Genomic DNA, 25,828 nt, shown 5'->3' on the forward strand with positions numbered 1-25,828 from the left:
ACTCACCGCGCTGGTGTCGCACTGCGGCCCGTCATTCCTGACATTCGCTGCAACTGCACATTATTGACGAGTGTAAGTTCACACATTGATCCCACAGGGTCGATCCGGTTTGAAGGTTGGATTCCCTTAGTTCGAGTTCTCAGGTAATAGGTATTGATGGACATAGTCGTAATTACGACCATCATCACTTCGCTTTTTGTTGTAATCGGCGTGGCGGAGCCACTGGCTGCTCGATTGCGCTTGCCTTTCAGCGTTATTCTCGCCGTCCTGGGGGTGGTGATCGGGCTTGGCGCGACCTTTTTTCTCAACACTGACCTGACGGATGCGCTGAATCCTGGGGCGCAAGCGATCATTGATCTGCCGATCCGGTCCAACGCATTCCTTTATGTTTTCCTGCCAACGTTGCTCTTTCAGGCCACACTCGGCATGAACCTACGCAGGATGCTGGACGACTGGATGCCCATCCTGATGATGGCCGTTGTGGCAGTGATTGTGGCTACACTTTCTATTGGCTACGCGCTCAGTTGGGTAAGTACGTTGCCGCTGGCCGCCTGCCTGTTGATCGGTGCTATTGTGTCGACAACTGATCCCTCGGCGGTTGTCAGCATTTTTCGATCCATCTCCGCACCACGCAGGCTGTCACGAATTATCGAGGGCGAAAGCCTTCTCAACGATGCCGCAGCGATTGCTCTTTTCGGGCTATTCATGAGCTTTGTCATGCTCGGAAGACCCGATCCCTTACTAAGTGAAGCCTTGGGGCAATTTCCTCTGTTGATCTTAGGCGGAGTACTCACCGGTTGGCTCATGGCGCGCATGACGGTTTGGCTGATGGCTTTCGTAGACCGCTGGGAAATGGCGCAAATTTCAGTTTCCGTTGCGCTGCCGTATCTCTCCTATATCGTTGCTGAACAAAGCATCGGTGCTTCGGGTGTCATCGCTGTTGTGGCGGCAGGGCTTACTCTCAATCTGACCGGCCCCGGTCGAGTGTCACCGGTCGCTTGGGCAAATCTGCAAGAAGTATGGGACCTTCTGGCGCATTGGGCCGGGGCGCTGATCTTTATTCTTGCAGCATTGCTGATACCGAGATTGTTGGAAGGCGTGCGACCGTCTGACTTTGGCCTGTTGGCTGTGGTGGTTCTTGCTGCAACACTCGCGCGGGCGGCGGTTCTGTTCGGGTTGTTGCCATTGCTTACGACAATCGGTCTGTCGCCGGCTGTGGAACGCCCCTATCGCACCGCGATGCTGTGGGGTGGGCTGCGGGGTGCCGTGACTCTGGCGCTGGCGCTGGCAGTCACCGAAAGCACGCATATCCCGCTCGAGACCAAGCGTCTGGTTGGCATCCTGGCCACAGGCTTTACACTGTTTACGCTGATTATTCAGGGCACAACCTTGCGCTCGGTGATCACAAAGCTGGGGCTCGACAAGCTCTCTCCGCTTGATACGGCACTATCACGCCAGGTGGTCGCGGTCGCCTTGCAATCAGTGCGCGAGGACGTGTCCCGCACCGCAGAAAACTACAACCTGACTCACGATATCGTCAGAACCGAAGCCAAACAGTTCAGCGAACGCCTCGATGAAGCTGTAAAGGCCGCCGAAGACAGCGCTCAGATCCTTGATCGTGACCGGATCACGCTTGGCCTGATTGCACTGGCCGGTGCGGAGCGAGATTCCGTGTTGGCCCGAATGCGAGAGCGCACCATGTCGTCGGTTCTGAGTGAAAAAGTTCTGTCCGACGCGGATAGACTCATTGAAGGGGCACGGACCGGAGGCCGGATCGGCTATCAACGCGCGTCAAATCGGTCCGTCGTTTACGGCAAGTCTTTCCGGATCGCTGTGTTTCTGCACAACCGGCTTCGAATCTCGTTTCCACTCACGCGTATCACAACGGATCGGTTTGAAAGACTGCTCATGCAACGCCTGATCCTGCGGGATCTCGACGGGTTTGTCCGTGGCCGCATACGACGGATTCACGGCCGCCGGGTTGCGGAATTGCTCGATGATCTGTTGGCACGTCGATCCGAGGCGGTTGAGACCGCGCTTGATGGTTTGCGGCTACAATATCCAGGCTATGCCGAAAAACTGGAGCGGCGGTTCATCCGACGAACTGCGCTGCGACTGGAAGAGCGTGAATACACGGTCATGCGCGAAGACGGCCTGGTGGGTGAAGAACTCTATTCGGTGTTGATGCAGGAAATGGCGGCACGCCGTGCCTTAACTGAAGGGCGTCCGGTACTGGACATCGCCCTCAAAGGACGGGATCTGGTCAGGCAGTTTCCGCTATTCTCTGATCTCGACAAAGCATCACTGAGAAAACTCAGCAGAGCACTGCGTACCCGTTATGCCAATGCAGGTGAAACCATCATCTCCAAAGATGAACTCGCCCGGAGTGTGTTCTTCATCGCTTCTGGCGCAGTCGAAGTGGAGTTAGGCAGACACACTACGCGGTTAGGTCGTGGCGAAATGTTCGGGCAATTGGCCATGCTGTTGAAACGGCCCCGTCGCGTTAACGTGCGGGCGTTGGCGCCCTCGACACTACTTTTGCTCGACGAGGCGCGTTTCCGTCGATTGCTTCGCCGAAGTGAAGCCATGCGGAATTCTGTCAGAATGAGCGCAAAAAACCGCATGATAGACCCTGCGGTGCTGGACTTGGATCAGCGTGCAGGGCTTTCTGAACAGGGTTAATTGTCTTGAAAGATCATCAATTGGAAAGGAGCCGCGGAAACAACGGTGTTGTCTCATGGGCACCAGTCGGGTTCTGTTTTGTCGATGGTCTTCTCCTATCAGAAGCTTGTTCACTCGAAAAACCGTCACTACTCTCAACATCCCGGACAATCGCCCCAGTTTCCTAGCTCCATATTTAATAGCACCAGCCACGAAGTGCGACTTTGTAAGAAGGACGGGTAAGCGATCTGTGACAGGTCCGGCCCATTCCGGACATTCACCAACTGGTCGACCTGCTGCGGCGCGGCCCGTGGAACCTGCCATTCGCTGCAAATGCAAAATCTCGACGTCTGCGAACCACAGGATGCGGACAAACCGGACTTGTGCACACGCGGTTTTTGCTGACGCAGCGATTGTTCGCACATGCGGCAGTATGATTGCCGCTGCGCAGCGGTGGGTCGTCAAACCGGTCATTAACCGGCTTGCTCTTGGCGCGATCCGGGACCATGCTTTCGCCGCTGGCCTATTCGACAACTCACAGGCGGGACATTGCCGCGGTTGTCCTTTCAGATGTTCGCTGACGCGACATCCATTCGCAAGTGCAGCGCGCTCATCGCTGCGTTGAAGCCGAAGTCATCAAACCGGTCATTCAGCGTAATTGCGATACCCAATTTTCAACCGTTTTCGCTGCTGCCACGTCAAACAACCTAGACAAGCAACGGAGCCGCCTTTCGCTTATATGGCGATTGTCGACGCAGAAATTTCACGCGGCTGCGGCACGCTATTATTGCAACGCAGCGTGCATCGCTGATCCAGCCATCCCTGGGTGTGGTTTGTCTGACTAGGTAGACTAGTCATACTTTTTCAATCCAAGCTTTTGAAATCGAAAATGTTATTAAACGGCTAATCAAAAACGAAAAGCAGCCACCCCTATCGGGGTGACTGAAGTCGGGGAGATTTACGATCTATGCTTTAGAAAGATCAGGTGCCGCCAAAACATGCGGCGTATTGTATGCTTCGAGGTCCAATTGATCTTCGGACTTGGCGATCAGAACGGTGCACGCCGCGTCCCCCGTGACGTTGAGCGATGTCCGCGCCATGTCGAGAATACGGTCGATACCCGCAACGATTGCAACGCCTTCCAGCGGCAGCCCAACCGATGTCAGAACCAGCGACAGCATGACAAGACCAGCGCCGGGAACGCCGGCGGTTCCGATCGAGGCAAGCGTCGATGTCAGGATGATGGTGATGTATTCGGACATGCCCAAGTCAACGCCGAACGCCTGCGCGACAAAGAGTGCAGCAACACCTTGATACATCGCCGTGCCGTCCATGTTGATGGTCGCACCAAGAGGAAGCGTGAAGCTGGCTACGGAACGATTTACACCCAGATTTTTCTGTACAGCTGTCATGGTGACCGGCAGCGTTCCCGAGGAAGACGTGCTGGTAAAGGCCACGATCTGAGGTTCAACGATGCCCTGGAAGAACCGCACCGGGTTCAGACGGCCAAGGAATGTAACCAGACCACCATAGACGAACAATGCGTGTAGGATGCAGCCAATGTAAAGTGCCGCAATGATCGTACCCAACGGAAGAAGAAGATCCAGACCGTAAGTGCCTGCAACCCAAGCCATCAGGGCGAAAACACCGTAGGGTGCGAACGATATGACGATTTCCGTCAGTTTGAGGATGACCGAATTCAGGGCTTCAAAGAAATCCCGGATCGGTTTTCCCGCGTCCCCAACAAGGTTGATAGACAGGCCGAACATGATGGCGAAGAAAATGATCTGCAGCACTTTACCGTCAGCCGCTGCCGCAATTGGGTTTTTGGGCACGATCGCGATAAGCTGATCAATGAATGGTGGTGCAGTTTTTGCTTCCATCGCAGCGGCGGCGCCTAAGTCGATGCCTACACCAGGCTGGAAAAGTGTCCCAAGAAGAAGCCCGATGGCAATCGCGAACGCAGTTGTGCAGAGATAGAAGACGACCGATTTAAGGCCGATCCGGCCCATACGCGCCATGTCGCTGACCGAGGTCATACCGCAAACCAGCGATACAAAGATCAGCGGTACGATCAGCATTTTGATCAGCGAAAGGAACAATGTCCCGATGTACTTGATCGTTGTTGCAAATTGTTCGTTGCCGGTTGTGTTCAAAATGACACCGACGATGACCCCAAGAACAAGGGCGATAACGATTTGCTTCCACAGAAGCAGGTTTCTCCAGGGCGCGAGAAACCCTGTTTTTTGATTTGCGGTTTCCATGATTACCTCCCTTTCCACTGGGCAGTCGGTATGTCGAACTGCGAGCAATCATGTATTCTTTAACAGCCTAGTGATCGGCCTTACGCCCCAAATGGAGAAACGGCGTTGCAAGTTTTGCAACGCCGTTTCTAAACAGTCAAAAGCACTTGAATTTACGTACTCGCTAACTGCACGCATTTGCGGGCGAGCACATCTGTCGGATCGACTGGTAATGCGGCCAATCTCGGGTCACTGGCATCGATAATCAAAGGAAGCTCTGTGCATCCCAGAATGATTGCTTCTGCCCCATTTTCGACCAGATGCCCGAATGCCTGCGCTATCTGCTCGACACAAAGCCCGTCAGTGTATCCGGCTTTCACCCCCTGCGGCCCATAGATGGAGTCCATGACCAAAGCCTGATGGGTTTCGTCCGGCAAAATCGACTGCAGGCCAGCGTTTGAGAGCGCTTGCTGATACAGGCCGCTATGGATGGTTCCGTTTGTTGCCAGGATGCCCACACGTCGACTTTCTGGCGATTGTTCGGTGATGTAGTCCGCTGTGGTGGAAAGAATGCTGACAATCGGAATATCCAGGTGACGCTGAATGCGATCCACATAAGCATGGGCAGTGTTGCACGGGATGGCGATCATATCAGCGCCGCCCCGTTCCAGCTTTTTGCAGGTGGAATAGAGAGCCACTGTGGGATCTGTGCCATTGCTGACCAGGTTCTCGGTACGATCAGGGATTTGCGGATTTTGTTCGACCAGAACTTTGATGTGATCCTGATCTCGCGACGCTTCGGTCGCCCCCACAAGCTTACCCATAAAATCTACGGTTGCAGCTGGCCCGACGCCGCCAACGATTCCCACTTTGAACTTGTGGTGCCGGTCGACCTTGGTCGCGTCCAATGCGTGCCGTGCATACGCAGCAGCCGTGTCGACAGCGGCCATTCCTTCAGGGATCGTGAGTTGATCCAACAGCAGCGGCAACTCCGTCATGCCTGGAACAAAAACTTCCGCCCCTTGCTTTGACAGACCGTTAAGGGCCTGATCGATCGGAGATATAATCTCAGGCCCCCTGTTTCCTGACTTGAAGCCGCCCACACCATAGATCGCCTTCATCACACTCATTTCCAGTTCAGTAGACGGGTAAATGACCGAAACGAGGTCGCCAAACAGCGCTTCGAATAGCCCGCTCTTTCGGACGAAAGGCGTTGTCAGCACTCCAATCCTTGATGGCGCAGACGGTAGTCCATCAATGGCGTCTTTGATGGCGTCGGTCATGCTGATCAGCTTGATTTCAAGCTCATCCTCCAGTTCCTGCAAAAAGCAATGGGTGATAAAGCACGGCAGCAGAGCTGCGTGACACCCCTCCCGCTCCATTTTTGCCAGAGTATCAAACACATACAGCTTCCGATGCGTGGGGCTATAGGCGCTTTCCATTGGCGCAACAGGCTCGCGCATTGGCTTCTGTTCGAATATTAGCTCCCGATGGTCACCCTCCGATTTTACCGGGGTCGATTCCACGATCCGATAAAGCAAATCAGCCCCCGACAGCGCACCAAGCCCACCGACGATACCAAGGCGTAGAGTTCCGGTTTGTTTCATTCGACAATACTCGCTTCGCCAAAGTTCAGATGCGACAGCGCGATCGCAGCCTGTTCGCTAGGCAGCACTGGCTCAGCTGCTGCTTGCAGGCTCAGACCGTTCGCCTGAGCATGTTTTGCAAGTTTTGTTGCCGCCTCATATCCAATGATCGGCGCCAGTGCGGTGACATGTACAAGGCTGTTTTCAAGCAGGGCCTGGCAACGCTCTTCATCTGCAACGATGCCATCCACGCATCGGGCTGAAAGGACGTTCATTGCGCTCGTTAAAGATCCCATCGTTTCCAGAACCTTGTGGATGATGACGGGCTCCATGGCGTTCAGCTGAAACTGTCCTGCCTCAGCGGCCATTGTAACAGTGAGATCGTTCCCGATCGCCTGATAGCAGACCTGATTTACCACTTCCGGGATCACGGGGTTCACTTTTCCGGGCATGATCGACGACCCGGCCTGCACCGCCGGTAGAATAATCTCCCCAATTCCGGCACGCGGGCCTGACGACATCAGGCGCAGGTCGTTGCAGACCTTGGACAGTTTGATGCTGACTCTCTTGAGTGTGCCTGAGAACATGACAAATGCTCCAAGGTCAGAGGACGCTTCAATAAGATCTGCGGCGAGTGACAGGGGCTCACCCGAAATATCCCGCAGATGGGCGACGGCTGTTTCACCAAATTTAACTGGCGCGTTAATACGCGTTCCAATCGCTGTACCGCCCAAGTTTACTTCGGTCAGCAGGCGCGACAAGTCGCTTAAGCGATCCACATCTTCGTTTATTGTTGTCGCAAATCCCCGGAATTCGGCCCCTAGAGACATTGGAACAGCATCTTGCAGCTGGGTCCGTCCGACCTTCATGATGTGGTCAAACTCCTCAGCTTTTGCCATCAAAGATTTACTCAGAGAGTGCATCGCTTCAATGAGCGGGCTGATCCGGGCCAGAACTGCCAACCGGATCGCAGTCGGGTAGACGTCATTTGTGGACTGAGAGCGGTTTACATCATCGTTTGGATGAAGGTGGCGGTATTCACCAAATTGCAGCCCTAATTTCTGTAGGGCAAGATTCGCAATAACTTCGTTGGCATTCATATTAGTGGATGTGCCTGCGCCTCCTTGCATAACGTCGACAACGAAGTGTTCGTGATGCTGACTCTCCAGGATTTCATCACAAACCGCGACGATGGCATCAGCTTTTTGGTGGGCAAGCTCTCCAAGCTGCTTGTTGGCAAGCGCGCAGGCCTTTTTGACCGCCGCCAGCCCTGTGATCAGTTCGGGATAATGACTGATCGCAACCCCCGTGATCGGGAAGTTCTCCAATGCGCGCTGGGTCTGACACCCCCATGCAGCAGCCTGTGGAATACTGATTGCACCCAGACTGTCCGTTTCGGTTCGAGTTGTGGTCATCCAACGGCCTTTCGCTTGAAATCTTATGTGGCCGAAAAAGAGCGGTCACATCCCCGATGTGGATTGGGGTTGCTTCGCAAGCTAAGATTTCGACTGTTGCAGCGCCAACGCTATTGGCGCATCATCATTGCAAAACTTGCAACAGCATATGGTCTTATGACGATGCCACCAGAAAGAACCTGACATGGAGATTGATTGGCTTGAAGATTTTCTGGCCCTTGCGACCGCCGGTGTCTTTGCAAGGGCGGCTGATGCCCGCAACATCAGTCAATCCGCCTTCACCCGGCGCATCAAGAACCTAGAGCACTGGGCTGGTACCCCATTGTTTGACAGAAGCGTTCACCCGGTAGAACTCACCGCTGCGGGCAAGGCGTTCCGACAGACCGCAATTGATACGGTAAGTGCACTGACCCTCACAAAGGACGACATCCGCAGCCTGTCGCGCCGCGAAGCCGATACCCTGGACTTTGTGGCACTGCATACACTGGCGATCTCATTCTTTCCGGCTTGGCTGGGCCAGATGACAGACTACCTTGGCCCTGTAAAAACACGGCTGGTTGCCGAGAATTTTTCCGGTTGCGCCGAGGCTATTCTCAATGGCAGCGCAGACTTCATGCTGTGCTATTCACATCCTTCTGTGCCGACAATATCGGATGAAGCCCGATACCCTTCAACGACAATTGCCAAGGATAAAATTATCGCTGTCAGCGCTGTGAATTCCAGAAACGAACCTGTGTTCAGCCTGGATGAACCGGGCGAAGTACCTTACCTGTCTTATCCGCCCGACACTTTCCTAGGGCGCATATCACAAGTCTGCCTGAAGCGTGGCAACCTACAGGATACCCTGTCCCCGACCTATGAAAACTCTGTTGCTGAGGCGCTCAAATCGGCGTGTTTTGAAGGGCATGGCGTTACGTTTCTCCCAGAAGTATCTGTGAAACGCGAACTGGCTGCAGGCAAACTAACGAAGGTGAGCAAGCCAGGTTTCGAAGTTGAGATATACGTCAAACTCTATCGTTCAATCGAACGATCCAGACCGCAACTGGAACGGTTCTGGAGGCTCAGCCAAAAGCAACAGTAGCTCCGATCTCATAGCGCTGCTTCTGCGATTTCAAAATCGACACTTGAGTTTTTGGCCAATGTCCAAAAGCGCTCGACAGCAGGGCGGCTTGTTTGCATGTTACGAAAGAGCTTGATCGGCATCTGATGCTCTGCATCGGGATGGCTGATCCGCACAAGAGTTCCATCGTCAAGCTGGGGTTTGATGGCCATCTCGGGAAGCCAGGCAACGCCTAGCCCCTCAAGGCATGCCGCCTTTTGCGCCTCGGCAACCGAGTTTTCGCTTTGCGTGTCCAGCCTGTCAGCCAAATCGGCCCGTTCAATCACGTCTCGGCTTAGACGACCGAGAAAACTCTCCGAGGGGTAGGACAAAAAGGGTAGACGACCCTTCTGGTCAAAGTGAAATAGCGCTGTGCCGTCTGTATCGGCGCGGGAGACAGCAACCAGACAATCATCAGAGACCGTGATGGATGGGTACCACGAATTTTCGGTCAGTACCGCCATTGAGGGGTGGTCATAGCTTAGCATGAAGTCAACGTTGCCAGCCGTCAGTGTCTCAACACAATCTGAAAAATTATCCACGACGAAATTGGTCCTGACCGGGCCGATGGATTTGGATATTCTCCTGATCCAAGAAGGAACAAATGATATAGAGATCGTGTGCAGAACCGAAAACTTCAGCACTTCTCCGGCAACGCCTGAAAGCTGAGTCAGCTCTGCTCGAGCCTGTTGCAACGCGCTGAGTGTTTGACACGCCGTCGAACGAAACGACTCTCCTGCTGATGTCAGTACGACCGGGTGAACACTGCGGTCAAAAAGCGGAGCGCCAACCCAGTGTTCCAGATTTTTGATACGTCTTGTGAATGCAGATTGGCTGACTCTGCGGCTATGGGCGGCCTTTGCGAAAACACCCGCCGTGGCTAGGGCGAGAAAATCTTCCAGCCAATCAATTTCCATAGGTCTGCTCCATAGATCACAAGTAATTGTAACCGTTGGCAAGGGAAGGATGAGTTGCAAACATTGCAATCGTGTTGCGAAGAACACCGAATGCGTTTTGGCGTCCTTCCGTTTGGACCCTGACCAAAGACGTGTATTGCGCAAAGGCCGGTACCAATTGAGCTAAGAATTCCACTTTGCCACACGCCAACGGCAGCGGTGCTCTCCGTATTGCAGCACCGAGCTATTAGCTTTTTTGGAAAAAACCACAGTGCGCCCACTCACAGCAGATTTTGAACACTTCGGCTAAATGGCAGCGTTTCCCGTCGCCTTGCAGCAGTGCCACACTCGCGCTTGCGGCAATTTTCTCGCTGCGAGCGCTGGCAGCGAAATTCAAAGGCTTCTGCTGTGGGCTCGATGCCGACATCGGAGCAGGTGCGGCAAGTCCCTTGCCCCATGTCATACTGCCACCGAGGACGGCCCATAAGAGACATTCATCGCAGTCACTGGTGCCGCAGTGCGGCTTCACCAGACCGGCCATTCGCTACGGACATAAATATCCTGAAACTGCCGAACTCACAGATTGCAGACAATGCAGCCGTTTGATCTACCGCTATTGGGCGGCTCGAAACATCGGAAACAGGGGTGGGGCTTGGTCGGCTTTGATTAGACCCATCTCTTGGAAACCATAGCGCTTATACAGCGATAGATTTGTAGGGTTTGTCGACTCTAAGTAAGCAGGTCTTCCATCTTCATCACAACGTTTGAGGCAGCATTCAAGCAACGCGGACCCCAATCCTTTTCCTTGGCGAATTGGATCGACCGCAATAAATGCTAAATGCCAGCAATCCTCATCGGGATGATAATTGTCCATCTGCCCGAAGGTTTCGAACAACGCATCATGCTTTTCTGGTGAGACCGTCTGCTCAAAACAGGCGACAAGCCGTTCTTCGTCAGGGTGAATGCTTGGCGGAAGCCAAAGTGCGCCAGCAGTGAAATCATCGTTCCGAAACGCGCTACCCTGTTCAAATGCACGCCCGCCAAAGAAATCCATTACTCGCGGGAAGTGGGTAAGGAAATCGGCAGGTTCAGGATACAGCCAACGCATGAACGGGTCCGCAGAAAATCCAAGAGCAAGTCCGCTTAACAAACTTTCTGCTTCACTTCGGGTTGATGATCTAAACATGAAATTACCTTTGGTCGTTACACCTCGATTTTCACGTTTCAGCATGTGGGCCGCAAATACTTGTTGTCAAATGCGCAATTTATTGTCCTGCTCAAGCAACGATGGATGGCTACGTCGAGCTCCCAGCAGGCCTCTGAGGCGACGCAGCATCCTGTAATATTGTTTCTCGTCAATGTCGGGTTGTCGTTGTGGGAGGGCATGGCGGATCGGAGGATCAGTCATGGAAACCCAAACATACCTGCCGTTCGCGCGCTTCGCCCAACCTGGAACAAAGGACGTATCGTCGGTCAGAAGCGGCCGCCAAAACCCAAGCATGTCTGGGCGACCCGAGTTCGACTTGAACTGGCCGAAAACCACCGCGATTTCGCGTTGTTCAACATGGCATGTCTTACGGGCGAGGGCATCGATGACGATTGACGGCCTGCACATCATCGAAAGCTTTTTCAGTTACTTTTAGATTGTCTCTCCCATAAAGTTCGTTGAAATCAGAGTTGGCGGTGATCGAATGAATGGCGCAGAATCGTTAGTCAAAACCTTTCTTCACAATGGTGTGGATACGGTTTTCGCCAATCCAGGCACTTCTGAAATGCACTTTGTTGCGGCTCTTGATAGACATCCCGAGATGAACTGTGTTCTGTGCCTGTTCGAAGGTGGAACGACGGGCGCCGCTGATGGCTATTACCGCATGAAACGGGACGTCGCCGGCACTCTGCTGCATCTTGCACCGGGGCTAGGCAACGCATTTGCCAATCTACACAACGCCCGAAAATCAGGGTCCGGGATCGTGAATGTGGTGGGAGATCACGCAACACATCACCTGCGCTATGAAAGCCCACTCAGAGGCGACATTATTGGCGTAAGTCAGGCCATAAGCCATTGGACACGAGTTTCTGATCAGGCCACAAGCGTCGCATCGGACGGGGCCGCAGCCATCCAGGCCGCCCGATCTCAAAACGGCCAGATCGCCACTCTTGTTCTTCCCGCCGATACTGCTTGGGATGCAGCGACTGGCCCTGCGACGAATAGCATTCTGGCCCAACCACTTCATCGCCCGTCCTTGGAAGGCATCGAGGCCGCAGCCATGCGTCTGAAGACTGCAAACGCGGCTTTGATGATAGGTGGTTCCGCGCTTTTTGGTCCACTTCGTGTACTGGCTGGAAAAATTTCCGTCAAAACCGGATGCCGCCTGTTGGCGGATACTCTAATCCCTCGAATTTCGAAGGGGGCCGGGGCTGCCAAATTGGATCAACTTGTGTATCCAATTGCACCCAAGATCGCTCAGCTTGAACAGACATCGTCAATCACTTTGATCGGCGCCGACCAACCCGTTGCCTTCTTTGCATACCCGGGCAAACCGAGCACACCCGAGCCCGCCGGTTGCACGGTTTCAAGCCTGTGTGCTCCGACGGATGATATTGCCTGGACTCTTCAAACACTGGCAGATGCGGTTGGTGTTTCGAGCAAGACACAGCTGAACACATACGCTCTCGACCTGCCTCCAATCCCAACCGGAGATCTCACCCTAGCGAAAGTCGGCCAAGCGTTAGCGGCCCTCATTCCCGAGAATGCTATCGTTTGCAATGAATCCGTGACGTCCGGGTTTCACGTCATTCCTCCGACTGCAACCGCGCGACCACATGACTTGCTTGGGGGAACCGGTGGTGCGATAGGGCTTTGCCTACCGTGCGCAACCGGCGCAGCAATTGCATGTCCAGATAGAAAAGTAATTGCTCTAACAGGCGATGGATCAGCCATGTATACGTTGCAATCTTTGTGGACGATGGCACGCGAAAGCCTGGACGTTACGGTGATTGTTTTTGCAAACCGCGGCTATCAAATCCTTCGAGATGAGCTGGCAAATGTCGGTGTTGAGAGTTTTGGCAAGAATGCGGAGGCAATGTTTGATGTGGAAAACCCAACGCTTGATTGGGTTGCGCTCGCTAAAGGGCATGGGGTTCCCGGAATACGAATTGAAGACACCGATAGCTTTGCAAAAGCCCTTTCCGCGGGGCTATCACGTGACGGCCCTTCCTTGATCGAAGTCATGTGCCCGCCAGCATCTTGAACACAAATTCTTTTTGAAACGGGCGGCCCAAAGCCGCCTTTCGTTACCCAAAGCAAAGCTACATTTTGGCACTGAAAGCAGACTGTCACGAGCGCTCAAACAACATGCAAAAAAATGTCATTGGCGTGCCAGAAGAGAACTCATGACAATGTCCTCCACACAGCCAATTTTCGCGATGACCATAATTGCGAAATGATAGTTGGTCGCACCTTAAACGTCACCGATAATCCGGCAGGACGGAAACCGGCTTCACTTCACTACGCCGAAACACGCCAGGTGCGCCTGGCTCGCTCCATCGAAATAAAGTTATGTGCCAAAGACCCGGACGCCTTCGCGAAGGGTCAATCAACCCGATATGCCGATCTGTTCTGAGCCGATCAGCAGCGAGCCATGAAGACGGCTCTCCGCCCGCAGCTAAGAGTTTGCGCCAGGGCTGACTGGCGAGTGCATAGATATCCGCGGCTTCGGGGCTGCGCAGATCGAATAACGCACATCGTTCCACCTCGAAGGTCAGCACAACCCGCGGGCGATCATCCTTCCTAACGTCCTGACCAATAGCGACTTTTGCGCTTTCGACATCAGGGCTCAGATACAAAGCGTCCTGCCCCCGGCGATTGAACCGGGCGGGTGGGCGATCCGGTGCGCCGCGCATGAGGTGAACGTCTGGGTCATCGGCCCAAACAATCTTTACGAATTCTCCGGAAACTTCTGTCAGCATAACGGGTGGCACTGATCGTTTGCGCGTCGCGTTATAGGAAAGACGCAAGGCGGCAGTGGTTTTCCTAGAACAGAGAAGACGCATGATATCTTGATTGAAATCACCTACTCATGTTTCCTCGCACTGTGTTGCATTTCCAAAGGCCTCTCGCATGACGGCTCCAAAGATCGCCCTCCTTGGCGCAATTCTCGAGTCAAATCGCTTTGCACCCCCGGCTGATTTGTCAGACTTTAAGTCTCTGACATGGCTTACAAGCGATGCTTTGATGTCTGAAGCCAGATCCGCGACACCAAAGCTGGCAATAGAATTTGCGGCCTTTGTCCGGGCGATGGATGCTACGGGCGACTGGACGCCGGTACCCTGTATCTTGGCAGCCAGCCATCCCGCAGGTCCAGTACGAAAAACCGTGATCGAAGAGATCATGGTGACTTCGGAAGACATGCTTCGCTCAGCTGGCCCTGTCGACGCAGTCTACATCTGCAATCACGGCGCGATGGTTGCCGAGCACGACCACGACCCCGACGGTTTGTTGATGTCACGCATTCGGAGAGTTGTCGGACCGGACGTACCTGTCATCGCGACACTCGATTTGCATGCAAATATCTCACAACGGATGGTCGATGCCTGTGACCTGATCGTCGGCTATCGGACCAATCCTCACGTCGATCAAATAGAACGTGGCGAGGAAGCCGCCTTTTCGCTGCACCGGGTTTTGGCGTCGGGCGTCCGGCCCCAAACCGCGCATGTTAAACTGCCTCTTGTTCCGGCATCCGTGACCCTGCTAAGTGCCGAGCACCCGTATGGCGCGCTGATCGACCATGGTCAGCGACGACAAGCCGAAGGTCGAGGTGAGATTCTAAACGTATCGATCTTCGGTAATTTTCTTTTCTCCGACACGCCCGACAACGGTCTGAGCATCGTTGTCACCGCGCGTGAGGACCAGAAGGCGGCCAATGCACTGGCGGAAGAATTGGCAGACATGGCCTGGTCATTGAGGAAGGATTTCGTTCGGAAACTGACATCCGTGACGGAAGCGATCTCAATTTCCGCTGACCAAGCGCGCACGCCTGTGATTTTCTCCGATGCCGGTGACAATCCTGGTGGCGGCGGCAGTGGCAGGACGACGGAACTGATAGCCGCTCTTCATGCGGCAAAAGTCGAAGAATGCCTATTCGGTTCCTTTTGTGATCCGGAACTTGCGAACGAAGCCCATGGCATCGGTGTCGGCGGCAAATTCAGGGCACGATTCAACCGGTCTTCCGATTCCAGCGCTTTCTGGGCGCAATGGGATGTGCCTTTTGAGGTGGATGCAGAGGTCTTGGGTCTCCATAATGGAGATGTGGTAGGTGAACTGGGCATGACGGCTGGTCGGAGATTGGCCCTAGGGCCATCCGCTGCGCTTCGTATTGGTGGTATCACCGTGGTGGTGATCACCGATCGCACACAGACTGCCGACCCCGTGTTCTTTCATATGTTCGGGCTGGATATTGCGTCTGCCCGGACTGTTGTTGTGAAATCCCGAGGCCACTTTCGGGCCGGGTTTTCCAACTGGTTTGGGCCAAACCAGGTATTTGAGGTCGACACGGGCGGGCTTACGTCGCCAGTTCACGACCGCTGGCCGTTTGCGAATTTGCCACGACCGAACTTTCCGATGGACGTCGACACCTCGTGGTCGGCTAAGATGCTGCGCTAGACGGGCTCTGAGTATTTGTCCTGCGGCGTCGTCAACTTGACAAATCGCATGAACTGGCGGGCAAGCTGAGAAGGTGGCCTGCCTGATGGAAGTACAAAGCTCGTGTCATAAAAAATGGCGGCGTCAAATGGCCTGACGACGACACCTTCCATCCCTGACGACAACAACGGGAAGGGATTGATCAGCGTCACGCCCAAACCCTCGCGGACGAGCTCCAGTGCGGCCATGTTCGTTGCCGTTTCTGCGACTTGTTTCGGCCGAATTCCAGCGCGCGCAAAGATCTTTTCGGTGATCGCTCGCGTCCCCAGCCTTCGCAGAAACTCGATCAGCGCGACGCCTTCAAGGTCGTGCGGCGTCACCACTCGTTTTTCCGATAGCGGATGGTTGCTCGGCATGGCGCAGACCACCTGACTGCGGCGCCAAGGCATGAGATGAACACCCGTTCGTTGGATCATCGCACTCGTCAAACCAAGATCATAGCGGAGGTCGAGAATGCCGGCGACCAGCACGTCCGTGGCCTGAATATCCAATTGAAGCTGCTTTCCTTCATTCTTCTTGAGAAAACTGGCCACCCTGGAGATGACAAAGTGATGTGCCAGAGTCGGCGGCACGATCAGGCGTAACGGCTCGTTATCCGGAGTAGCCCATTCTGCGCCCTCAATGTCCGCCAGCGTCTCGAAAATTGGGTCCAGTTTTTCGTTGAGACGCAAGGCTTCGTCTGTTGGGTCGATACGTCCCGATCGCCGGAGAAAGAGCGATCGCCCAACACGGGCCTCGAGTTGTGACAAGGACCGGCTCACGGCAGACTGCGAAATCCCGAGACGCCGCGCGGCGCCGATGGTTGTCCCAGTCGTGATCACGGCTCTTAGCGACTCGAACTCGCGCAGTCTGTGTCTGTGTTCCGTCATGCTACATTACTCCCCCGGTACGAGCGGCTGAACATCCAAACTCTTGGATTGGTCTATGCAAAGTCGCATAGCAATAAGTATTGGCAATGATTTTTGCGGTAGCTAGTTTTTTTTATAGGGCGCGGGATCGGCCAAAGATTCGCCCATTTACAAGCGCCAAACAAACAGGGAGTCTTTTTGATGAGGAAACTCACATCTGCGACAGCCGTCGCTGTCAGCATTTTGGCTTTCGGCGCCGGTGCTGTTTCGGCCGAAAAACTAACGATCGGCCTCGCTTCGGAGCCGACGTCACTCGATCCGCATTTTCACAACCTGGGTCCGAACAACGCGATGTCCGTGCACATCTTTGACCGGCTGATCGCGCAGGATGAGAAGCAGCGCCTATCGCCGGGTCTTGCCGTGTCATGGGAGCCGATTGATGAATTGACTTGGGAGTTCAAGCTGCGTGAGGGCGTAAAGTTTCACGACGGAAGTGACTTTACGGCGGACGATGTAGTCTGCACCATGGCGCGCGCGCCGGACGTACCGAACTCTCCATCGGGATACGGCACCTATCTAAAGGGTAAGGAAGTCATCAAGATCGATGACTACACGGTGCACTTCAAAACGGCCGCACCTTATCCGTTGATGGGCAATGACATTTCCACGATCCCTGTGATCTCAGAAGTGGGCTGCGAAGCAACGACGGAAGACTTCAACGCGGGTACGGCCGCCATCGGCACAGGGCCGTTCAAGTTCCAAAGTTACACACCGGGTGAAAGCATCGTACTGGTGCGGAACGACGACTACTGGGGTGACGCGCCGATCTGGTCCGAGGTGGAATTCCGCCCAATCACGTCCGGTCCGAGCCGTGTTGCATCGCTTCTTGCCGGTGACGTCGACATGATATCGGGCGTACCAACGACCGATATCACAACACTTCAGGGCAATGATGGTATCCAGCTGAGCCAGGGCGTGTCCAACCGAGTGATCTATCTTCACATGGACCAATTCCGCGAGGATTCACCCTTTGTGAAGGCCAACGGTGGCGGCGATATCAAGAACCCCCTCATGGACGTCCGCGTCCGCAAGGCGATCAGCATGGCGATCAACCGCGATGCAATCGTTGAGCGTGTCATGGAGGGGGTTGCCCTGCCCGCCGGCCAGCTTCTGCCCGAGGGGTTCTTTGGCGTGTCCGACAATCTGGACGTCGTGGCTTATGACCCGGACGGTGCTAAAGCGCTTCTGGCTGAAGCCGGTTATCCCGATGGATTTGAAATGACAATCCATGGGCCGAATGACCGTTACATCAACGACGCCAAAATTGCCGAGGCAATTGCGCAAATGTTGACCCGTGTTGGCATCAAGACAGCCGTCGAAACAATGCCGCGTTCGGTATACTTTGGACGCGCGTCCAAAGGCAGCCCAGAGGGTCTGCCGGAGTTCAGCTTTATCCTCGTCGGATGGGGCGCGGGGTCCGGCGAAGCGTCCTCGCCTCTCAAATCGCTGATCCACACCCATGACAAGGATGCGGGCTTTGGATCATCGAACCGTGGCCGGCACTCGGATGCTGAAACCGACGCACTGATCGAAGAAGCCCTGCGAACAGTCGATGACGCAAAGCGGCAGGAACTGCTCGCCGCGGCGACAGAGCGCGCGATCGAGAACGTGGCGATCATTCCGACGCACTTCCAGGTCAACACCTGGGCGGCCAAAAAAGGTCTGAGCTACATCCCTCGGACCGACGAATACACTCTCGCGACAGGCGTCGTGAAAGAGTAATCGCAATGCATCCGGGCCGCCTTCGCAGCGGCCCGGAGCCTTTGCCCAGGGAATGTCCTCATGACCGTTTTTGTCATTCGCCGATTGCAGCAAGCAATGCTTGTTGTCTTCCTGATGTCGGTGATTGTCTTTTTCGGCGTCAATATCGTTGGTGACCCGGTCTACATGCTGGTCAGCCCCGACGCGGATCAGGCTGACATCGAAGCTGCAATTCGACGGCTTGGATTGGATCGGCCTATTTGGGAACAGTACTGGTTGTTCCTCAAAGGTGCTGCACAGGGTGACCTCGGCGACAGTTTCGTCTTCGGTGAGCCCGCGCTCAAACTGATCCTGCACCATATGCCTGCCACGATGGAACTGGCCTTCAGTGCACTCTTTCTTGCTATCGTGATCGGTATTCCATTGGGTCTTTATGCCGGGCTCTATCCCGACAGCCCGCTGTCCAAGGGCATTATGGCTGGCTCAATCCTTGGGTTTTCGCTGCCGACCTTCTGGGTCGGGCTTATGCTCATCATGCTGTTTGCCGTAGAACTTAGATGGCTCCCAGCGACAGGGCGCGGCGATATCGGCTCGTTTCTTGGGATTCACAGCAGCCTTTTTACGCTCGATGGGTTGAGCCACATCTTCCTGCCTGCTCTCAACCTAGCGCTTCTTAAGATTTCACTGGCAATCCGCCTTACCCGAGCGGGTGTCCGGGAAGCGATGGGACAGGATTACGTGAAGTATGCCCGGGCCAAAGGGCTTTCGACCCGACGCATCATTCTGGTGCATGTAATGAAAAACATCATGATCCCGGTAGTGACCGTCATGGGCCTCGAATTCGGTAGTTTGATCGGGTTCTCGGTGGTGACTGAATCAATCTTCGCGTGGCCGGGAATGGGCAAACTGCTGATCGACGCAATACTGCAATTGGATCGGCCTGTCGTCGTCGCCTATCTGATGATCATCGTACTGTTCTTCGTGCTGATCAATCTGATCGTCGACATACTCTACTCGATCCTCGATCCGAGGGTTCGTTTGCAGGATCAGGGCGCATGACCGACACCGTCACAGATCATTCTCTGACCCCGCCAAGTCCCCTAAAGTCGAGACGCCGTTCCAGCGATTTCGGGCCGAGTTCTTCGAAAGCAGGATCGCAACAGCGGCGCTCGGCATATTCCTGATCATCGTTCTGCTGGCCATCCTGGCACCCTGGATCACGCCGCAGAACCCCTACGATCTTGGCCAGGTCAGCGTCATGGATGGGCGCTTGCCTCCAGGTTCCGAAGCATTCGACGGATACACGATGTGGCTCGGTTCGGACGGGTCTGGACGCGATCTCTACTCGGCAATTCTCTATGGCTTGCGTATTTCTCTGACCGTTGGACTTGCATCTGGGGTGATTGCCCTTCTGATCGGTATGGCGATCGGTCTGGTCGCGGCCTACGCCGGAGGCCGGACCGAAGCGTTCATCATGCGCATCGTGGATCTTCAACTGTCGTTCCCGGCATCGCTTGTTGCGCTGATGATGGTTGCGGCACTTGGTAAGGGTGTCGACAAGATCATCCTCGCCCTCGTGATCGCGCAATGGGCTTATTACGCCCGCACGGTTCGCGCGACCGCGCTTGTCGAGCGTGGCAAGGAATATGTCGAAGCCGCGCAATGCCTTGGAATATCGCGACCCCGGATCGTCTTTCGCCATATCCTTCCGAATTGCATGGCGCCTCTGATCGTCGTTGGCACGGTGCAAACCGCCAGCGCAATCTCATTGGAAGCGACGCTTTCGTTTCTTGGCGTAGGCCTTCCACAGACTGAACCGTCGATTGGGGTGCTGATCGCAAATGGCTTCGAGTACATGCTGTCCGGGCGCTACTGGATATCCGTTTTCCCCGGCATCGCGCTCTTGCTGACGGTCGTGTCCATCAACCTTGTGGGCGACCATTTGCGCGATGTTTTGAACCCGAGGTTGAAGAAATGACGGCAGTACTCGAAGTCAGCGGGCTAAAGACCCACTTCTTCACGCACGCGGGTGTGGTCAAGGCCGTAGATGGTGTGGATTTCACCGTCTCCAAGGGCGAGGTAATGGGTCTGGTGGGTGAGTCCGGGTCGGGCAAGTCGATCACCGGGTTTTCCATCCTTGGGCTGATCGATCCTCCCGGGCGCATCGTCGATGGGTCAATCCGTTTTAATGGTGACGAGATCGCGAACGCACCGGAAGAGCGACTCAAGACCTTGCGTGGCAACCGAATCTCGATGATCTTTCAGGATCCGATGATGACTCTCAACCCGGTCCTGCGCGTCGATACGCAGATGATCGAGGCCATTCTCGCCCATGAAAACGTAAGCCGCCAAACCGCCTGGGAAAGAAGCCGTGATGCGCTTGGTTTGGTTGGCATCCCATCGCCGGAAGAGCGATTGCAAGCCTATCCGCATCAGCTTTCCGGTGGGATGCGGCAGCGCGTGGCGATTGCGACAGCCTTCTTGAACCAGCCGGACCTCATTATTGCCGACGAGCCGACGACAGCGCTCGACGTGACAATTCAGGCGCAGATCATCCACGAGGCACAGAAGCTGACGAAACGCACGGGAACCGCGATGATCTGGATCACGCATGACCTTGCCGTTGTGGCAGGGCTCGCGGACCGGATTTCGGTGATGTACGCAGGACGGATCGTTGAGCAAGGCAGTATCGACGATGTTATCGACCGTCCGTTGCATCCCTATACGGTCGGGCTTCTCGGATCGGTTCCGACGGCGAACCGGCGCGGGCAGCGTTTGTTCCAGATCGAAGGGATGACGCCAAACATGCTCGCCCTGCCTGAAGGATGCGCCTTTGGACCGCGTTGTCAGGCCCGAACGGCAGCGTGTTCCAAGCGCCCCCCGATTAAGGACGTGGATGGCCGCAGCCTTCGCTGTTTCAATCCGCAACGCACCAAGGAGACGACGCTTTGAGTGAGCCGCTCGTTGAAATCCGAGGCGTTTCGAAGCGCTTCACCAAACGTTTGGACGTCGCGGGGAAAATCGCACAGCGACTTGGCGCAAACATCCGGGAAGAAACGGTCCATGCTGTCGATAACGTGAACCTGTCGATTCAAAAGGGTGAGGTTCTGGGATTGGTCGGCGAATCCGGCTGCGGCAAGTCCACTTTGGGACGTGTTGTTGCCGGCATTCACCCTGCAAGTGACGGACAGATGTTCTACGGAGGCAAAGATGTTGCGACGTTGAACGGCACCGACAAACGCGCGGCGACCCTCGCAATTCAGATGATCTTCCAGGACCCCTTTGCCAGCCTAAATCCGCGAATGCGCGTCGAAGATATCATCGGCGAAGCACCGCGTATGCATGGGATCGTCCGCAAGGCAGAGAGTGCGGAATACGTGGACGACGTGATGCGCAAGGTCGGCCTCGACCCGTCGCTCAAGCGGCGTTACGCGCATCAGTTTTCCGGCGGTCAGAGGCAACGGATTGGAATTGCACGTGCGCTCGCCGTGAAGCCGAAGTTCCTTGTCTGCGACGAAGCCATCGCTGCGCTGGACGTGTCGATCCAGGCGCAGGTTATCAACTTGTTCATGGATCTGCGCGAAGAGCTGGGCCTGACCTATCTGTTCATCAGCCATGACCTGAGCGTCGTCGAACACATCGCCGACCGCGTGGCGATCATGTATCTGGGCCGCATTGTCGAGAGCGCATCGACTGAGGAAATTTTTTCGGACCCACGCCATCCCTACACGAAAGCGCTGCTTGCAGAGGCTCCGCGCCTTGATCAGCGCCGGCGTGAGTTTGCCCCGATTGAGGGGGAAATTCCGTCGCCGCTCGATCCGCCATCTGGATGTACCTTCCACCCGCGTTGCCCGGTGGCGACCGCTGAGTGCCGCACCACTGTTCCTGAACTGAAAGCGGGGCGCGGCGGGCGCGAAACGGCTTGCCTGCTGGAACACGCCGAAACCGTTTGAACGAGAAGCTGGAGAGCCCCTTGAAAAACGCCGATCCGATCTGGGACCACGTCGACCGCCATCGTGATGATTTTATCGCCTTGTCAGATCGAGTCTTTGACACGCCCGAGACGCTTTATGCCGAGTACAAGTCCGTCGCCGAACATGTGCAGATGTTACGCGCTCAGGGCTTCAAGATAACAGAGAACGCAGCTGGCATTCCTACGGCCGTGATTGGCGAAGCAGGAGACGAGGGTCCGGTGATTGCCATCCTCGGCGAGTTCGATGCGCTGCCATATCTGAGCCAGGCGCGGTGTGGCTGAACATCAGCCGCTTGAAGAGGGCGGCAACGGGCATGGGTGTGGTCACAATCTTTTAGGGGCCGCCGCACTCTTGGCCGCGACGGCGGTGAAAGACTGGCTGGCCGAAAACGGCATCAAGGGCCGTGTGCGATACTATGGCTGCCCCGCTGAAGAAGGGGGCGCGGCCAAGACATACATGGTGCGCGAAGGACTGTTCGATGATGTCGACGCAGCCATCTCGTGGCATCCAGCGACCTTCACAGGCGTGAATGAGGCCAGATCGCTCGCGAACACCCGGATCGATTTCACTTTTCATGGAAAAGCTGCCCATGCGGCGGGTGCACCGGAATTGGGTAGGTCGGCGCTTGATGCGGTTGAACTGATGAACATCGGTGTAAATTACCTGCGCGAGCACATGCCCGACAGCGCCCGGGTTCACTACGCCTATCTCGATGCAGGTGGTGTTGCGCCGAACGTGGTGCAGGCCAAGGCCACAGTGCGCCAACTCGTCCGCGCCAGCTCGCTACCGGACCTCGCCGATTTGGTTACGCGCGTCCGAAAGATTGCGGACGGCGCGGCGCTGATGACAGGAACGCAAGTTACCAGCCAGGTCTTTTCCGGCGTTTCAAACCTGCTTGGCAACCGTCCTTTGGAAGAAACCATGCAGCACGAGCTAGAGAAACTTGGACCCGTCGCCTTTGACGAGGCAGATCTCAGTTTTGCCCGCGACATTCAGACCACATTAACCGCCGCTGACATCAATACGACCTTCAAGCGGATCGGTGCTAAGCCCAAAAAAAATCTCGCACTCTGCGACTTCATCGCACCTCTTGATCGCCACAGCGATGGCGGCGAAGGCTCGACAGATGTTGGCGACGTGAGTTGGGCAGTCCCAACCGTTCAGGCACGAGTTGCCACCTGTGCTATAGGAACGCCGTTTCATACGTGGCAAACAGTGGCACAAGGCAAGGCGCCCGCGGCTCACAAAGGCATGGTCTACGCGGCAAAAGCAATGGCCGCGACAGCTTGTCGACTGGTTGAGGATCCCTCGCGCATCGAAGCTGCATGCGCGACGCATCAAGACCATCTGGGCCAAACACCTTACACATGTCCGATCCCGGACGACGTGCGTCCACCTGTCTGAGGCAAAACAACCGTGACCCGCGCCTCTGCAATAGACAACGCCGCCCAGTTTTTCGACACCGGTCAATTTGCAACAGAACTTAGCGAACTGGTTGCCCATGAGACGGAGAGCCAGACACAAGAAAAAGCCGCGGAGCTTCCGCGCTATCTTGAGGAAGCCCTCGTTCCGCGCCTGAGCAGACTCGGGTTCTCCTGTGAAATCTACCCGAACCCTGTGCACGATGCCGGACCGATCTTGGTTGCAGAGCGCATCGAGGACGACACGCGTCCGACAATCCTGTCCTACGGGCATGGCGACGTGATCCGCGCGCAAACGGATCAATGGCGCGACGGGCTTCACCCATTTCGACTGGTTGATGAGTGCGACCGCCTCTATGGACGCGGAACAGCCGACAATAAGGGGCAGCATCTCATCAATTTGGCGGCGCTGAGCGCTGTCATTGAGGCCCGTGGAGCGCTCGGCTTCAACATGCGCATTCTCATTGAAATGGGCGAAGAAATGGGATCACCGGGGTTGTCGGAGTTTTGCGCCAAGCACAAGGACAACCTAGCCGCAGACGTCCTGATCGCATCGGACGGGCCGCGCCTTCAGTCCGACACGCCCACGTTGTTCATGGGGGCAAGGGGCGGCAATTCGTTCGACCTCATCGTTGATCTAAGAGACGGCGCGCACCATTCGGGTAACTGGGGCGGTTTGCTTGCCGACCCCGCGATGATCCTTGCACAAGCCCTCTCGACGATCACCGATGTGCGGGGCCAAATCCAAATACCAGAATGGCGGCCGACCAGCCTGACTGAAGACATCCGGGACACCCTGCGCAACTTGCCGGTTGGCGGGGATGGTGGTCCGAAGATTGACGAGAATTGGGGAGAGGAAGGCCTGACACCGGCCGAACGCGTCTTCGGCTGGAACAGTTTTGCGGTCCTCGCAATGAAAAGCGGTGTCCCCGAGGCACCGGTCAACGCGATCTCGGGATTTGCCATAGCCGCCTGCCAGCTCCGCTTCGTTGTTGGCACTAACCAATCCGATATCCTGCCCGCCCTTCGACGCCACCTTGATGCGAGAGGTTTTGAGATCGTTCAGATCAAGCCTCATGACCGCAGCTTCTTTGATGCAACGCGAACGTCGCCCAACCATCCGTGGGTGTCTTTTGTCGCGCGTTCGCTTGAAAAAACGTGTGGGAAGCCACCCCATGTCCTGCCAAATCTCGCCGGTTCCTTGCCCAACGAGGTCTTTTCCGATTTGCTCGGTCTCCCAACGGTTTGGGTGCCGCACTCCTATCGCGGCTGTTCGCAGCACGCGCCAAACGAGCACGTGTTAAAGTCAGTTTCGCGTGATGCATTGCGCGCAATGGCCGGGCTTTTTTGGGATATTGGCGACCTTGCCAGGTCGCTCTGATCCCGCGCCACAAAGGACTTCATCCGTACCTGGATCGGGCGTGTATCGCATATCTGACTGTAAATGACCGCTTTCACAGATTGGTAGAGTTGCTCTCGCATATGCAGCGAAAGTCAGCTGTCCGCCCTCTGTGCAGAAGCTAGAGGTCGAATAGCAGAATAAGTTCGATTTCTTACCCCCTACGCTGCCTGGCTGATGCCGCCAGTTTAGACTCCGGGTTTTAATAGTCTGCGCCCTGCCGGGTATCCCAGAGACGCAGAATTTCTATCTGAGTGGGCATTACACGATAGATTAGCGTAAATGGGGTTCGCGGTACTGAAAGCTCCCGTACGTCTTGGCGTGTGTCACTTGGGTGACCTGCATACGGGTTTGCTGCAAGAGTAAGCTGAATGGCTTTGAGCTGTGCTCGTGCCTTTTCGCTGCCTTCAGGAAAAACAGACGTGTAGTAGTAGCGGAACCATTGAATGTCCCGGGCCGTATCTTCGAGAAATACAATTTTCATTGGCTATTGGATTGCCCGCTTGCGACCGGAGCAGAGAGCTCATTCTCGGTATCCCAGCTGTCTATCCAGGCATTCATTTCGTCTGCCGTGATGAACTTACCTAGATCTGCTTTTTCGACAGCTGCATCAATGGCTGCTCGCTTTGCGGCCTTGGATTCCAACATCATTCTAATTGCTCGTACAGCGAGTTGCGCAGGCGGCCGATCTTCTATCGCAGCTTCTCGTTCCAGAGACTTTCTCAAGTCTTCATCAAGACGGATTGAATATGGGCTGGTTCTCATCGCAATCACCTGTTTCCGCTGTGTAGTACAATGTAATACATCCGCATTCTATTCACAAT

At 55.3% G+C, this 25,828-nt stretch carries 22 protein-coding genes and 1 pseudogene; 13 read left to right on the plus strand and 10 right to left on the minus strand.

Features of this window, described 5'->3' with window-relative positions; translation table 11 throughout:
* Positions 1 to 156: 156 nt before the first annotated feature.
* Positions 157 to 2,682, plus strand: a complete 2,526-nt coding sequence (locus ACR3EM_RS22385; RefSeq protein WP_170511042.1) for a cation:proton antiporter — start codon at positions 157 to 159, stop codon at positions 2,680 to 2,682.
* Between the two features lie 944 nt (positions 2,683 to 3,626).
* On the opposite strand, the gene ACR3EM_RS22390 is transcribed toward ACR3EM_RS22385, so the two are convergent.
* The 3 genes from ACR3EM_RS22390 to ACR3EM_RS22400 form a co-directional block, all read right to left on the minus strand.
* A complete protein-coding gene (locus ACR3EM_RS22390) occupies positions 3,627 to 4,925 on the minus strand; it encodes a dicarboxylate/amino acid:cation symporter (protein ID WP_170531559.1) in 1,299 nt (432 codons plus the stop codon).
* A 152-nt stretch (positions 4,926 to 5,077) separates the two neighbouring features.
* Complete coding sequence (gene cuyB / locus ACR3EM_RS22395; RefSeq protein ID WP_480473290.1) at positions 5,078 to 6,511, minus strand: cysteate racemase; 1,434 nt, start codon at positions 6,509 to 6,511, stop codon at positions 5,078 to 5,080.
* Positions 6,508 to 7,905, minus strand: a complete 1,398-nt coding sequence (locus ACR3EM_RS22400; RefSeq protein WP_170531563.1) for an aspartate ammonia-lyase — start codon at positions 7,903 to 7,905, stop codon at positions 6,508 to 6,510. Before ACR3EM_RS22400 ends, cuyB begins: the two co-directional genes overlap by 4 nt.
* A gap of 184 nt (positions 7,906 to 8,089) precedes the next feature.
* On the opposite strand from ACR3EM_RS22400, the gene ACR3EM_RS22405 reads away from it, so the two are divergent.
* Complete coding sequence (locus ACR3EM_RS22405) at positions 8,090 to 8,986, plus strand: LysR family transcriptional regulator (RefSeq protein ID WP_170531565.1); 897 nt, start codon at positions 8,090 to 8,092, stop codon at positions 8,984 to 8,986.
* 8 nt (positions 8,987 to 8,994) lie between these two features.
* On the opposite strand, the gene ACR3EM_RS22410 is transcribed toward ACR3EM_RS22405, so the two are convergent.
* From ACR3EM_RS22410 to ACR3EM_RS22420, 3 genes are all read right to left on the minus strand, one after another.
* Positions 8,995 to 9,921 (minus strand): LysR substrate-binding domain-containing protein, encoded by a 927-nt coding sequence (locus tag ACR3EM_RS22410; RefSeq protein ID WP_480473292.1) that lies wholly within the window; start codon positions 9,919 to 9,921, stop codon positions 8,995 to 8,997.
* 226 nt (positions 9,922 to 10,147) lie between these two features.
* On the minus strand, positions 10,148 to 10,441 hold the full coding sequence (locus ACR3EM_RS22415) for a hypothetical protein (RefSeq protein WP_480473294.1): 294 nt from the start codon (positions 10,439 to 10,441) through the stop codon (positions 10,148 to 10,150).
* Between the two features lie 72 nt (positions 10,442 to 10,513).
* Positions 10,514 to 11,131, minus strand: a complete 618-nt coding sequence (locus ACR3EM_RS22420; RefSeq protein WP_480473296.1) for a GNAT family N-acetyltransferase — start codon at positions 11,129 to 11,131, stop codon at positions 10,514 to 10,516.
* A 153-nt stretch (positions 11,132 to 11,284) separates the two neighbouring features.
* Here ACR3EM_RS22420 and ACR3EM_RS22425 point away from each other — a divergent pair.
* Together ACR3EM_RS22425 and ACR3EM_RS22430 are read left to right on the plus strand one after the other, a co-directional pair.
* Positions 11,285 to 11,470 (plus strand): annotated as a pseudogene (locus tag ACR3EM_RS22425) (hypothetical protein); the annotation flags it as partial.
* Positions 11,471 to 11,591: 121 nt separating this feature from the next.
* Positions 11,592 to 13,151, plus strand: a complete 1,560-nt coding sequence (locus ACR3EM_RS22430) for an acetolactate synthase large subunit (RefSeq protein ID WP_480473298.1) — start codon at positions 11,592 to 11,594, stop codon at positions 13,149 to 13,151.
* A 217-nt stretch (positions 13,152 to 13,368) separates the two neighbouring features.
* Here ACR3EM_RS22430 and ACR3EM_RS22435 read toward each other — a convergent pair whose 3' ends face one another.
* The gene (locus tag ACR3EM_RS22435; RefSeq protein WP_480473300.1) at positions 13,369 to 13,869 is read right to left on the minus strand and encodes an RES family NAD+ phosphorylase; all 501 of its coding nucleotides are present in this window, start codon (positions 13,867 to 13,869) and stop codon (positions 13,369 to 13,371) included.
* Between the two features lie 151 nt (positions 13,870 to 14,020).
* Here ACR3EM_RS22435 and ACR3EM_RS22440 point away from each other — a divergent pair, with 151 nt between their 5' ends.
* The gene (locus tag ACR3EM_RS22440; protein WP_480473302.1) at positions 14,021 to 15,562 is read left to right on the plus strand and encodes a M81 family metallopeptidase; all 1,542 of its coding nucleotides are present in this window, start codon (positions 14,021 to 14,023) and stop codon (positions 15,560 to 15,562) included.
* Here ACR3EM_RS22440 and ACR3EM_RS22445 read toward each other — a convergent pair.
* Positions 15,559 to 16,470, minus strand: a complete 912-nt coding sequence (locus ACR3EM_RS22445; protein ID WP_480472938.1) for a LysR family transcriptional regulator — start codon at positions 16,468 to 16,470, stop codon at positions 15,559 to 15,561. The genes ACR3EM_RS22440 and ACR3EM_RS22445 overlap by 4 nt on opposite strands.
* 180 nt (positions 16,471 to 16,650) lie before the next feature.
* Between ACR3EM_RS22445 and ACR3EM_RS22450 the strand changes: the two genes are divergently transcribed.
* Genes ACR3EM_RS22450 through ACR3EM_RS22485 form a run of 8 tightly spaced genes read left to right on the plus strand, consistent with a single transcriptional unit; the run spans position 16,651 to position 24,986 of the window.
* On the plus strand, positions 16,651 to 18,231 hold the full coding sequence (locus ACR3EM_RS22450) for an ABC transporter substrate-binding protein (RefSeq protein WP_480472940.1): 1,581 nt from the start codon (positions 16,651 to 16,653) through the stop codon (positions 18,229 to 18,231).
* 60 nt (positions 18,232 to 18,291) lie between these two features.
* Positions 18,292 to 19,269, plus strand: a complete 978-nt coding sequence (locus tag ACR3EM_RS22455; protein ID WP_480473304.1) for an ABC transporter permease — start codon at positions 18,292 to 18,294, stop codon at positions 19,267 to 19,269.
* Positions 19,256 to 20,188, plus strand: coding sequence for an ABC transporter permease (locus ACR3EM_RS22460; RefSeq protein WP_480473347.1), 933 nt, complete (start codon positions 19,256 to 19,258; stop codon positions 20,186 to 20,188). The genes ACR3EM_RS22455 and ACR3EM_RS22460 overlap by 14 nt, the downstream gene beginning before the upstream one ends.
* Positions 20,185 to 21,162: an ABC transporter ATP-binding protein gene (locus tag ACR3EM_RS22465; RefSeq protein WP_480472948.1), complete on the plus strand. Its 978-nt coding sequence runs from the start codon at positions 20,185 to 20,187 to the stop codon at positions 21,160 to 21,162. The genes ACR3EM_RS22460 and ACR3EM_RS22465 overlap by 4 nt, the downstream gene beginning before the upstream one ends.
* Positions 21,159 to 22,163: an ABC transporter ATP-binding protein gene (locus ACR3EM_RS22470; RefSeq protein ID WP_480473306.1), complete on the plus strand. Its 1,005-nt coding sequence runs from the start codon at positions 21,159 to 21,161 to the stop codon at positions 22,161 to 22,163. Before ACR3EM_RS22465 ends, ACR3EM_RS22470 begins: the two co-directional genes overlap by 4 nt.
* 20 nt (positions 22,164 to 22,183) lie before the next feature.
* Positions 22,184 to 22,465, plus strand: a complete 282-nt coding sequence (locus tag ACR3EM_RS22475) for a hypothetical protein (protein ID WP_480473308.1) — start codon at positions 22,184 to 22,186, stop codon at positions 22,463 to 22,465.
* A complete protein-coding gene (locus ACR3EM_RS22480) occupies positions 22,458 to 23,588 on the plus strand; it encodes an amidohydrolase (RefSeq protein WP_480473310.1) in 1,131 nt (376 codons plus the stop codon). The genes ACR3EM_RS22475 and ACR3EM_RS22480 overlap by 8 nt, the downstream gene beginning before the upstream one ends.
* Before the next feature lie 12 nt (positions 23,589 to 23,600).
* The gene (locus ACR3EM_RS22485; protein WP_480472952.1) at positions 23,601 to 24,986 is read left to right on the plus strand and encodes a M20 family metallopeptidase; all 1,386 of its coding nucleotides are present in this window, start codon (positions 23,601 to 23,603) and stop codon (positions 24,984 to 24,986) included.
* A 220-nt stretch (positions 24,987 to 25,206) separates the two neighbouring features.
* On the opposite strand, the gene ACR3EM_RS22490 is transcribed toward ACR3EM_RS22485, so the two are convergent.
* Both ACR3EM_RS22490 and ACR3EM_RS22495 read right to left on the minus strand, forming a co-directional pair.
* Entirely contained in the window at positions 25,207 to 25,488 is a 282-nt protein-coding gene (locus ACR3EM_RS22490) for a type II toxin-antitoxin system RelE/ParE family toxin (RefSeq protein ID WP_170724935.1), read from the minus strand.
* Positions 25,485 to 25,769 carry a CopG family ribbon-helix-helix protein gene (locus ACR3EM_RS22495; RefSeq protein WP_480472954.1) on the minus strand — a complete coding sequence of 95 codons (285 nt, stop codon included), beginning with the start codon at positions 25,767 to 25,769 and terminating at the stop codon, positions 25,485 to 25,487. The genes ACR3EM_RS22490 and ACR3EM_RS22495 overlap by 4 nt, the downstream gene beginning before the upstream one ends.
* Positions 25,770 to 25,828: the final 59 nt, after the last annotated feature.

Source organism: Ruegeria sp. AH3, assembly GCF_056536265.1.